General features: G+C 71.0%; 9 protein-coding genes. 8 read left to right on the top strand and 1 reads right to left on the bottom strand.

Annotation, left to right across the window (positions count from 1 at the left end):
• Nucleotides 1–101: 101 nt before the first annotated feature.
• Nucleotides 102–1,148: a LacI family DNA-binding transcriptional regulator gene (locus tag ACWGO8_RS04370; RefSeq protein WP_452041904.1), complete on the bottom strand. Its 1,047-nt coding sequence runs from the start codon at nucleotides 1,146–1,148 to the stop codon at nucleotides 102–104.
• A 194-nt stretch (nucleotides 1,149–1,342) separates the two neighbouring features.
• Here ACWGO8_RS04370 and ACWGO8_RS04365 point away from each other — a divergent pair, with 194 nt between their 5' ends.
• The 8 genes from ACWGO8_RS04365 to ACWGO8_RS04330 all read left to right on the top strand — a co-directional run bounded on the left by ACWGO8_RS04365 (nucleotide 1,343) and on the right by ACWGO8_RS04330 (nucleotide 10,760).
• Complete coding sequence (locus ACWGO8_RS04365) at nucleotides 1,343–3,448, top strand: beta-galactosidase (RefSeq protein ID WP_452041903.1); 2,106 nt, start codon at nucleotides 1,343–1,345, stop codon at nucleotides 3,446–3,448.
• A gap of 62 nt (nucleotides 3,449–3,510) precedes the next feature.
• Nucleotides 3,511–4,860, top strand: a complete 1,350-nt coding sequence (locus ACWGO8_RS04360; protein WP_452041902.1) for an ABC transporter substrate-binding protein — start codon at nucleotides 3,511–3,513, stop codon at nucleotides 4,858–4,860.
• Between the two features lie 103 nt (nucleotides 4,861–4,963).
• Nucleotides 4,964–5,923, top strand: coding sequence for a carbohydrate ABC transporter permease (locus ACWGO8_RS04355; RefSeq protein ID WP_452041901.1), 960 nt, complete (start codon nucleotides 4,964–4,966; stop codon nucleotides 5,921–5,923).
• Nucleotides 5,920–6,846, top strand: coding sequence for a carbohydrate ABC transporter permease (locus ACWGO8_RS04350; RefSeq protein WP_452041900.1), 927 nt, complete (start codon nucleotides 5,920–5,922; stop codon nucleotides 6,844–6,846). The genes ACWGO8_RS04355 and ACWGO8_RS04350 overlap by 4 nt, the downstream gene beginning before the upstream one ends.
• Complete coding sequence (locus ACWGO8_RS04345) at nucleotides 6,843–8,867, top strand: beta-galactosidase (protein WP_452041899.1); 2,025 nt, start codon at nucleotides 6,843–6,845, stop codon at nucleotides 8,865–8,867. The genes ACWGO8_RS04350 and ACWGO8_RS04345 overlap by 4 nt, the downstream gene beginning before the upstream one ends.
• Nucleotides 8,868–8,941: 74 nt before the next feature.
• Nucleotides 8,942–9,064 carry a 50S ribosomal protein L36 gene (rpmJ, locus tag ACWGO8_RS04340; protein WP_148732402.1) on the top strand — a complete coding sequence of 41 codons (123 nt, stop codon included), beginning with the start codon at nucleotides 8,942–8,944 and terminating at the stop codon, nucleotides 9,062–9,064.
• A 127-nt stretch (nucleotides 9,065–9,191) separates the two neighbouring features.
• Nucleotides 9,192–9,560: a nuclear transport factor 2 family protein gene (locus ACWGO8_RS04335; protein WP_452041898.1), complete on the top strand. Its 369-nt coding sequence runs from the start codon at nucleotides 9,192–9,194 to the stop codon at nucleotides 9,558–9,560.
• Nucleotides 9,561–9,662: 102 nt separating this feature from the next.
• On the top strand, nucleotides 9,663–10,760 hold the full coding sequence (locus tag ACWGO8_RS04330; protein WP_452041897.1) for a hypothetical protein: 1,098 nt from the start codon (nucleotides 9,663–9,665) through the stop codon (nucleotides 10,758–10,760).
• Nucleotides 10,761–10,770 lie beyond the last annotated feature (10 nt).

The following is a 10,770-nucleotide window of genomic DNA, read 5'->3' as shown; positions in this document are numbered from 1 at the left end:
GCGCCCCCCCCCCCCCCCCCCCCGCGCCCCCCCCCCCCCCCCCGCCCCCCCCCCCCCCCCCCCGCGACCGGGTAGGCGCCGGCCGGGACCCGCGGTGGCCCCTACCGGGTCGGCGCCGGTCCGGAGGACCTGCGCACGACGAGCTCGGGCGGGGGCACGTCGATCGGGCGCACGTCGGTGCCCTCGATCTGCGCGAGGAGCGTCAGCAGCGTCTGGCGCCCGCGGCTGTCGAAGTCGATGCGCACGGTCGTCAGCGGCGGGTCGTAGTACGCCGCCTCGGGGATGTCGTCGATGCCGACCACGCTCACATCGTCGGGCACGCGGAGGCCGCGCTCCTTGAGGGCGAGCATCGCGCCGAGCGCCATCTGGTCGTTGGCCGCGAGGATCGCCGTCGCGTCGAGGTCGGCGCGGGAGCGCACGGCCTCGTAGCCCGATCGCGCCGACCAGTCCCCGGCGAGGATGCCCGCGGAGGCTACGCCGGCAGCCTCGACGCCGGCCTCGTAGGCGAGGATGCGGTTGCGGCTCGCCGACCAGTTGCGGGGGCCCGCGATGTGGAGCAGCGTGCGGTGTCCGAGGCCGACGAGGTGGTCGATGAGCGCGGGAATACCGACGCCGTTCAGGTCGGTCGGATGCCCCGTGACGGCGTCGTCCGCCTCGGTGTGGATGAACGCCGGCACGCGGAACACCGTCGTCCCGAACGCGCGCGTCATCTCGTCGGTGTTCGAGAGCGCCAGGACGCCCGCGAGGTCGTGCTGGGTGAGCATCTCGACGGACTCCTCGATCGCCCGCGGGTTGCGCACGTCGAGGGAGATGAAGTCGAGCACGTAGCCGGCCTCGCGCGCCGCGGCGCTCGCGCCCTCGGCCACGCGGCTCGGTCCCACCTGCGAGAGGTCGTGGGTGAGGGCGCCGATGCGGTGCGAGCGGCCCGACTTGAGGCTGCGGGCCGTGAGGTTGGGGCGGTAGTCGAGCTCGCCGAGCGCGCGCTCGACCTTCTCGCGGGTCTCGGGGCGGATGCCCTCGAAGCCCTTGAGGAAGCGGCTCACCGTCTGGTGGGAGACGCCGGCCGCCTGAGCGACGTCGTAGATCGTCGCCGGCTTCTGCTGCGGCGTCCCCGATGACCGCTCCACCGAGGTCGTGCTCTCGCTCATCCCCCCGATCCTTCCCGAAGCGCGTGCCGCGTCACGACGCCCCGAAACGGGGGACATTCGTCACGATGCCGAATTGATGCTTGACAAGCCGATGTTATCGGCAACATTCTGGTTTCCGTCAGATGTTGTCGAAAACATTCTGATCTCGCAGACGTCCGGAGCATCCGGCCAGCCCACAACGGAGTACGCATCAGATGCCTTCCCCCCAGCCCGTCCAACCGCCGAGCGGCATCCTCTTCGGGGCCGCCTACTACGCCGAGTACCACCGCGACGAGCGCACCGAGACCGACCTCGACCTCATGAAGGAGGCGGGCTTCACGGTCATCCGTGTGGGCGAGTCGGTGTGGTCGACGTGGGAGCCGCGCGACGGCGAGTTCGACCTCGACTGGCTGGTGCCGGTGCTCGACGGCGCGCACGCACGCGGCATCTCGGTCATCCTCGGCACCCCGACCTATGCGGTGCCGCCGTGGCTGCAGACGGCGTATCCCGAGATCGCGGGCGAGCGCCGCACGGGGGAGCCGATGCCGTGGGGCGCCCGCCAGGAGGTGGACTACTCGCACCCGGCGTTCCGGTTCCACGCCGAGCGCGTCATCCGGGCCGTCGTCGCGCGCTACGCCGACCACCCCGCGGTGATCGGCTACCAGGTCGACAACGAGCCGGGCATGCTGCTCTTCCACAACCGCGGCAGCTTCCAGCGCTTCGTGCGCCGGCTGAAGGCGCAGTACGGCGACGTCGAGACGCTGAACCGCGAGTGGGGCCTCACCTACTGGTCGCACCGGCTCTCGGACTGGTCCGACCTGTGGACGCCCGACGGCAACACGCTCCCGCAGTACGACCTCGCGTGGCGGCGCTACCAGGCCGACCTCACGACCGAGTTCATCGCGTGGCAGGCCGAGCTCGTGCGCGAGTACGCGCGCCCCGGGCAGTTCGTCACCACGTGCATCGCCTATCCGCGCCCCGCGCTCGCCGACGACCAGCTCGTCGAGACGCTCGACCTGACCGCCGGCAACCCGTACTACGCCATGCAGGACCACCTCGACGCCGCGCTCGACCTCGAGCCCGTCACGCCGTGGACCACCTCGGGCGTCGCGGCGCTGCTCCGCCAGGCCGACCGCATGTACTCCTCCAAGCAGTCCCGCTTCCTCGTGACCGAGACCGACGCGCAGTCGATCGGCGGCTCCGAGTTCAACCTCCCGCCCTACCCGGGCCAGCTCGAGCAGGCGGCGTTCGCGTTCATCTCGCGCGGGGCGGCGATGATCGAGTACTGGCACTGGCACACGCTGCCCTACGGCACCGAGACGTACTGGGGCGGCGTGCTGCCGCACAGCCTGGAGCCCGGGCGCGTCTACCACGAGCTCGCCGGCGTGGGCGCCGCCCTCGGCGCCATCGGCGCCGCCCTCGACGGGTACGAGCCCGACGCCGACGTCGCGATCCTGTGGTCGAACGACAGCCGGTTCGCGCTCGAGTTCTTCCCCCCGCTCGCCACGGCGGACGGACAGCCCGACCGCACGTCGTACCAGCGGATCGTCGACGCGTTCCACCGCGGCGTCGTCGACGCGGGTGCGCAGTCCCGCATCCTGCACGTCGCGCAGGCCCACGACCTGGGCGCCGCTGAGCTCGCGAGCCGGTTCCCGGTGCTCGTGGCGCCGGCGCTGTACGCGGCATCCGACGCCGACCTCGACCTGCTCCGCGACTACGCGGCCGCCGGCGGGCACCTCGTCGTCGGGATCCGCACGGGCTATGGCGACGAGGAGGCGCGGGCCCGTGTCGAGGTCGCCCCGGCGCGGCTCGCCGACGCTGCGGGCGTGCACTACGACGAGTTCTCGAACCTGCGCCACGACGTCGCGGTCGCCGCGACCGAGCCGTTCGCGGCATCCGGTGGCGCCACCGCCCGGCTCTGGGCCGACGGACTCATCGTCGACGGGGCCGACGTGCTCGCGCGCTACGAGCACCCGCGCTTCGGCGACTTCCCCGCAGTCACGACGAACGGGCACGGGGCAGGCCGCATCACCGTGGTCGGCACCGTGCCCTCGCCCGAGCTCGCGGCCGACCTCGTGCGGTGGGCCGTGCCGTCGCCGATCGCCGACGGGCTCGCCGCCGACCGCGCGCTGCCGGTCACCGTGGCATCCGGCTCACTGCCCGACGGCCGACGCGCCTGGTTCGTCTTCAACTGGAGCTGGACCGACACGACCGTCACCCTCGACCGCGACGTCACCGACGCGGTCACCGCCGCCGCTCACGCGGCCGGCGCCGAACTCCCCCTCGCTGCATGGTCGACGCTGACCCTCATCGACGGGTGAGGCGACCGGGCACCCGGTCACCCAGGAACACCAACACAGTCACACGAGGAAAGAAGAAGGTCATGAGGAAGACACCAAGGGCAGCACTGGCGCTGGGCGCCGGCGCCTTCGTCACAGCACTGGTCCTCTCCGGCTGCACCCCCAGCAGCGGCGGCGGCTCCGACCAGGGGCCCGTCAGCCAGGACGAGATCGACAAGGCGATGACCACCCCGACCAAGCTCACGTTCTGGACGTGGGTGCCCGACATCGAGAACGAGGTGAAGCTCTTCGAGGAGAAGTACCCCGCGATCGACGTCAAGGTCGAGAACGTCGGCCAGGGCCTGCCGCACTACCAGAAGCTCCGCAGCGCCATCGAGGCGGGCGAGGGCGCACCGGATGTCGCGCAGATCGAGTACCAGTACATCCCGTCGTTCGTCCTGCCCGAGTCCCTGCTGGACCTGACGCCCTACGGCGCCGACGACCTCTCGGGCGACTACGTCGACTGGGCGTGGAACCAGGTCTCACCCGACGAGGAGGTGTGGGCGATCCCGCAGGACGTCGGCCCGATGGGCAACCTCTATCGCGAGGACATCCTGACCCAGGCGGGCATCACCGAGCCGCCGGCGACCTGGGACGACTATGCGACCGCGGCCAAGGCTGTGAAGGGTGCCACGGGCTCCTACATCTCCAACCTCGGCGCCACGCAGGCCGGCCAGATGATCGGCTTCTTCTGGCAGGCGGGCGTCAAGCCGTTCGGCTACGACGGCAAGGACACGGTCACCATCGACGTGAACAGCGACGAGGCCAAGAAGGTCGCGTCGTACTGGACCGACCTGATCCAGCAGGACCTCATCTCCACCGACGTCGACTTCAACGACACGTGGTACCAGGGCCTGGCGAGCGGCAAGTACGCCGGCTGGCTCACCGCGGCGTGGGGGCCGATCTTCCTGCAGGGCACGGCCGAGGACACGTCGGGGCTCTGGCGCGCCGCGCCGCTGCCGCAGTGGGAGGCGGGCACCGAGGTCTCGGGCAACTGGGGCGGCTCGTCCGACGCGGTGCTCGCGTCGAGCAAGAACCCGATCGCAGCCTACGAGCTCGCGAAGTTCATCAACAACGACCAGGAGTCGGCGATGAGGCTCGCGACCGAGCAGTTCCTCTTCCCGCCGCAGGTCTCCGTGCTCGAGGACCCGGAGTTCGTCGACCAGGCCTCCGAGTTCTACGGCGGCCAGGAGGTCAACAAGCTCTTCGCCGAGATCTCGACCACCGTCGACACGGACTTCCAGTGGCTGCCGTTCATGGACTACGTGTACTCCACCTACGAGGAGACGATGGGCAAGGTGATCGCCGACAAGGGTGACATCGCCGCGGCCCTCGACACCTGGCAGGACCAGCTGGTCAAGTACGCGGAGGACCAGGGCTTCACCGTCGAGTGAGTCCGAGCGGGGCGCCCGTCGTCGGCGGGCGCCCCGCCCCGCATCCCCGGGCACCGGTCGACCACGTGCACCGGGCCGCATCCCATCGAAGCAAGGAGCCGCCATGTCGAACTCCGAGGCGCTCACCGTCGAGCGCCCATCCGCGTCACCACCGACGAAGCACCGCACCAGCACCGCGAAGCGCAAGCAGTACCGCGCCGCATACCTCTTCCTCCTGCCGTTCTTCGTGGTGTTCATCACGATGCTCGTGATCCCGCTCGTGTACTCGGGGTACCTGAGCCTCTTCGAGAGCAAGCTCATCGGCGGCGAGGTGTTCGCCGGACTCGGCAACTACGTGCGGGCGCTCACCGATCCCGAGTTCCTGGCCGGCCTCGGCCGTGTCGGCCTGTTCTTCATCGTCCAGGTCCCCATCATGCTGGGCCTGGCCCTCTTCATCGCCCTCGCACTGGACAGCTTCCGGGCCAGGGGTTCGAAGGCGATCCGCCTGCTCGTCTACATGCCGTACGCCGTGCCCGCCGTCGTCGCGACGCTCATGTGGGGCTACCTCTACGGCCCCGACTTCGGCCCGCTCGCGCAGATGGCGCGGGCCCTCGGGTTCGGAACCCCCGAGTTCCTCTCGGCGGAGAACGTGCTCGGCTCGATGATGAACATCGTCACGTGGGAGTTCGTCGGTTACAACATGATCATCATGTACGCGGCCCTGCGGTCGATCCCGGGGGAACTGTACGAGGCCGCCGAGATCGACGGCGCTGGACAGTTCCGGCTCGCGTGGAGCATCAAGATCCCCGCGATCCGGCCGGCGATCCTGCTGACGGTCATCTTCTCGGTCATCGGATCGTTCCAGCTCTTCACCGAGCCGAGCCTGCTCTCCATCATCGCGCCGAACGTGGTGATCAACTCGTACACGCCGAACTTCTACGCCTACAACCTCGCGTTCGTGAACCAGGAGCTGAACTACGCGGCATCCATCGCGTTCCTCCTCGGCATCGTGATCGCCGTGCTGTCGTACATCGTGCAGCTCGGCGCGCAACGTCGCGAGCGGCGTGAACGGAGACTGCAATGACCTCCACCGAGACCCGCGCAGCCGTGACCGTCGGCGGCGCCACCGGCTCGCGCCGTTCGAGCCGCCACTACGCACCCGAGCGGCGCCGGAGCCTGCTGCTCACCGTGCTGCTCTGGCTCCTCGTCGCCTACTTCGTGCTCCCGCTGTGGTGGCTGCTCGTCTCCTCGACCAAGGACAACGCCGCGCTGTTCTCGACGTTCGGCCTGTGGTTCGGCGGGGACTTCTCGCTCTGGGAGAACCTGCAGACCCTGTTCAGCGTGCGTGACGGCATCTTCACGCGATGGCTGGTCAACACCTTCGTGTACGCGATCACCGCCGCGTTGGGGGCGACCCTGCTCTCCACGATGGCGGGCTACGCGTTCGCGAAGTACGAGTTCCCCTTCAAGAAGGCGCTCTTCAGCGCCACGCTCGGCGCGATCATGATCCCGCTCACGGCGCTGGCGCTGCCCACCTACCTGCTGTTCTCGTCTGCCGGATTGACGGACACCCCGTGGGCGGTCATCGTCCCGTCGCTCGTCAGCCCGTTCGGGGTCTACCTCATGCGGGTGTACGCCGCGGACGCGATCCCCGACGGCCTCATCGAGGCGGCGCGCGTCGACGGCGCCGGCGAGTTCCGGATCTTCTGGCAGGTGGGACTCCGGCTGCTCGGGCCGGGCCTGGTCACCGTGTTCCTGTTCTCGCTCGTGGCGACGTGGAACAACTACTTCCTGCCGCTGATCATGCTGAACAGCTCGGACCTGTATCCGATCACCGTCGGCCTCGCGCAGCTGCAGGCGGCGGCGAGCCAGGGGGGCGGATCGCAGGCGCTGTTCTCGACGGTCATCACGGGCTCCCTCGTGTCGATCGTCCCGCTGGTGCTCGCGTTCCTCTTCCTGCAGCGCTACTGGCAGTCGGGCCTGGCCACCGGGAGCGTGAAGGAATGAGCCTCAAGTACGGCGGCGACTACAACCCCGAGCAGTGGCCGCGGGAGGTGTGGGACGAGGACGTGCGCCTCATGCAGCGCGGCGGGATCAACCTCGCCACGGTGGCGGTGTTCTCGTGGGCGCGCCTCGAGCCCCGTCCGGGCGAGTACGATTTCGCGTGGCTCGACGACGTGCTCGACACGCTGCACGCGGGCGGCATCCGGGTCGACCTCGCCACGGCCACCGCGTCGCCGCCGCCGTGGCTGGCGAAGCGGCATCCCGAGACCCTGCCCGTGACCGAGCACGGCGTGCGTCTCGCGGTCGGCAGCCGGCAGCAGTACTGCCCGAGCTCGCCGGTCTACCGAGAGCATGCACGTCGCCTGGTCGAGCGCATGGTCGAGCGGTACGCGGGGCATCCGGCGCTCGAGCTCTGGCACGTCAACAACGAGTACGGATGCCACGTCAGCCGCTGCTACTGCGACGTGTCGGCCGCGGCGTTCCGCACCTGGCTGGAGGCGAGGTACGGCACGATCGAGGAGCTCAACCGCGCGTGGGGAACCGCGTTCTGGTCGCAGCGGTACGACGCGTTCGACGAGGTCGAGCCGCCGCGGGCGGCGCCGACGTTCCGCAACCCGACGCAGCTGCTCGACTTCGACCGGTTCTCGAGCGACGAGCTGCTGGCGCTGCACCGGGCCGAGGTCGAGGTCATCCGCGCGGCATCCGACGTGCCGATCACGACGAACTTCATGGGCTTCTTCAAGCCCGTCGACTACTGGTCGTGGGCCCCGCACGTCGACGTCGTCTCCGACGACACGTATCCCGACCCGGCCGACCCCGACTCGCCGGCGTACGCCGCGATGGTGCGCGACCTCATGCGCTCGCTCGGCGGCGGCGCGCCGTGGCTGCTCATGGAGCAGTCGCCGAGCGCCGTGAACTGGCGGCAGCGCAACGCGCCGAAGGCGCCGGGCATGATGCGCGCGTGGTCGTACCAGTCGGTCGCCCGCGGCGCCGACGGCATCCTGTTCTTCCAGTGGCGGCAGTCGGCGGCGGGGTCCGAGAAGTTCCACTCGGGCATGGTGCCGCACGCCGGCACCGACACCCGGGTCTGGCGCGAGATCGAGCAGCTCGGCGGCGAGCTGGAGCGGCTCTCGGAGCCAGAGGTCGGCCTCGAGGACAGCCGCGTGCCCGCGAGTGTGGCCATCGCGCTCGACTGGGACAGCTGGTGGGCGATCGAGCAGCCCGCGTCGCCCACGTCGGTCTCGTACGTGCAGGTGCTGTTCGCGTGGCACCGGGCCTTCACGTCGCTCGGCCTCGCGGTCGACTTCGTGCGCGCGGACGGCGACCTCTCGGCGTACCGCGTCGTCGTGGCGCCCGCGCACGTCGTCGCGACCGACGCCCAGGTCGCGTCCCTCGCGGCGTTCGCCGACGCGGGCGGCACCCTCGTCGTCGGCTTCGGCACGGCGATCACCGACGAGGACCTGCACGTGCGCCTCGGCGGCTACCTCGGCGAGCCGCTGCGTCGCGCGCTCGGCCTGCGGATCGAGGAGTTCGCGCCGCCTGCCGCACCCGACCTCGGCGCGGTCGGCGGGGGCGTTCCGCCGACGGTCGCGGTCGAGGGCGACGTGCTCGGGGGCGCGGCGTCCGGCTCGGTCTGGGCCGAGTTCGTGCGCGTCGACGACGCCGAGACGGTCGCGACCTTCACCGAGGGCGCGCTCGCCGGATGGCCCGCGGTGACGCGTCGAACCGCGGGCACGAACGCCGGCGGCGGCGGGTCGGCCTGGTACGTCGCGACCCTGCCCGACCGCGAGGCGCTCTCCCGGCTCGCATCGCACGTGGTCGACGGGGCCGGCATCGAGCTGCCGTCGGCACCGGTCGCGAGCGGCGGCGACGTCGAGGTGGTCCGTCGCGGCGAGCTGACGTTCGTCATCAACCACGGGGCGGATGCCGCGCAGCTGCGCATCGAGGGCACGGACCTGCTGAGCGGGGCCGCGGCATCCGGCCTCGAACTGCCGTCGCAGGGGGTGGCGATCGTGCGCCCCTGAGGCCCGTTCGGGGAATACCCGGGACCTCCTCCACGTTATCGAGAATGACTTTCAATAACATGGAGGAGGACCCCATGAAGGTACGTGCATCGATCAAGTCGCTCGCCGCCCAGCGTGGCGCGAAGGTGGTGCGTCGGCGCGGTCGCACGTTCGTGATCAACCCGTCGAACCCCCGCATGAAGGCCCGTCAGGGCTGACGCGGCGTCACGCTCGCGAATTCGGCGCCCCGGTTCCACGGAACTGGGGCGCCGTCGCGTCTGCACGCGTAGGCTGAGCGCATCATCATCGCCGTAGCGCGGGATGCCGCGCGGGGAGGCAACAGCAATGGAGCTCACGACCGACCTCACGACCGAGAAGATCGCGCGCGCGTTCTCGAGCCATCGGTTCGACGTCGCGCTGCCGCATCTCGCCGACGACGTCGTCTGGACGCTGGTGGGCAACAAGCCGTTGCTCGGCCGCAAGAAGGTGGAGAAGGCGTGCAAGGCCACGGCCCACGACCTCGCCGAGATCACCACGGAGTTCCAGCGCTTCCGCACGGTGGTCGGCGAGGACAGCGTCGTCGTCGACAGCCTCGCCCGCTACAGCGAGCCCGACGGCAGCGTCTCGATCGTCGCCTCGTGCGACGTCTACGACTTCGTCGACGGGCGCATCAGCGAGATCGTCTCCTACACGGTCGAGCTCCCCGAGTCGTGATCCCGGGCGAGCGGATGCCGCGCCGGCTCCGCCGCTCGAGTCGTTCTCCACATCCGGGCGCTTCCTGATCCACCGCGGCCTTGCGCCCGCTAGGTTCGTGCCGTGCGCCCGAACACCGCCGTCGTCGCGACGGCCTCCCTGCTGTTGCTCGCCCTGACCGGGTGCGTCGCCCCTCCCGCCAGCCCGACCCCGACCGCCACGCCGTCGCCGACGCCGCCGCCCGCGGCATCGGCGCTGACCTGCGACGAGCTCGTGCCGCCCGAGCTCGTCGCGGCGGCGCTCGAGGGGGCCGACGGCGTGGCGGTCGAACCGGTTCCCGCCGTCAAGGACCGCGACGTGTTCGACGGGATGCTGCTCGAGGGTGTCGGCGGCCTGCCGTGCTCATGGCGCGTGGGCAGCGGCATGCCCGAGTACAACGCTCCGAGCGACTGGGCGTACCTGCGCATCGACGTCCTGCCCGGAGCCGCCGATCAGTGGGTGCCGCTGCCGTCCGGGGAGGGGCCGTCGTCCGACACCCGGCGGCTCGCCGGCGTCGACGCCTCCTTCTCGGCGGGCGACCCGGGCTGGGCGTTCTCCGCGCCGGCCGGCGACGCCTGGGTCGACGTGCACCTCAGCGCCGCCGGCCTCACCGGCTCGGGCAGTCGGTTCGCGGGGCTCGACACGGGCGTCGTGATCGACCGGCTGGCCGCCGTCGCGGAGGCGGCGTTCACGACGGTTCAACAGGCGGCACCCGCGCAGCTCGAGTGGCCCGCCCTGCGATCGGCGCCGGGTGAGCCCGACTGCGCCGAGGTCCTCGACGGGCCCGGCCTCGCCGCCGCGCTGCAGCTTCCCGAGGGCTCCACCATCGTGGTCGCGCCCGTCGACGCCGGCACGTCCGCGACCGCGGGACTCCCGGGGGCGGTCCGCGCCGCCGCCGGCGCGTTCCAGTGCCGTGTCGAGGGAGAAGGCCTGAAGTGGACCACGGTCACCGTCGCCCCCGGGCTCGCACCCCTCGTCGACCGCTTCGCAGCACCCGATGGCGATGCGGGGTTCGAGCCGCTCGCGCTCACCGGCGCTCCCACCGATGTCCGCGCCGTGATCCAGCGCGACGCCGACGGCGCGCCGTCGCTCGCTGACGTCTCGATCGCGGGCACGGTGTACGAGGTCGAGGGCTCCGCACCGGCGGCGATCGTCCAGGCGATCGTCGACCACGCGGTCTGAGGGCGGGCGC

Source organism: Agromyces sp. NPDC055661 (assembly GCF_053618135.1).
The sequence above is the reverse complement of the archived record's forward strand: the minus strand, read 5'-3'. Positions and strand labels throughout refer to the sequence as shown.

What these genes read in the sequence shown, in the direction of transcription:
- ACWGO8_RS04345 (WP_452041899.1), top strand. Translation starts at nt 6,843, where the DNA reads ATGAGCCTCAAGTACGGCGGCGACTACAACCCCGAGCAGTGGCCGCGG.
- ACWGO8_RS04335 (WP_452041898.1), top strand. Translation starts at nt 9,192, where the DNA reads ATGGAGCTCACGACCGACCTCACGACCGAGAAGATCGCGCGCGCGTTC.
- rpmJ (WP_148732402.1), top strand. Translation starts at nt 8,942, where the DNA reads ATGAAGGTACGTGCATCGATCAAGTCGCTCGCCGCCCAGCGTGGCGCG.
- ACWGO8_RS04370 (WP_452041904.1), bottom strand. Translation starts at nt 1,148, where the DNA reads ATGAGCGAGAGCACGACCTCGGTGGAGCGGTCATCGGGGACGCCGCAG.
- ACWGO8_RS04365 (WP_452041903.1), top strand. Translation starts at nt 1,343, where the DNA reads ATGCCTTCCCCCCAGCCCGTCCAACCGCCGAGCGGCATCCTCTTCGGG.
- ACWGO8_RS04360 (WP_452041902.1), top strand. Translation starts at nt 3,511, where the DNA reads ATGAGGAAGACACCAAGGGCAGCACTGGCGCTGGGCGCCGGCGCCTTC.
- ACWGO8_RS04350 (WP_452041900.1), top strand. Translation starts at nt 5,920, where the DNA reads ATGACCTCCACCGAGACCCGCGCAGCCGTGACCGTCGGCGGCGCCACC.
- ACWGO8_RS04355 (WP_452041901.1), top strand. Translation starts at nt 4,964, where the DNA reads ATGTCGAACTCCGAGGCGCTCACCGTCGAGCGCCCATCCGCGTCACCA.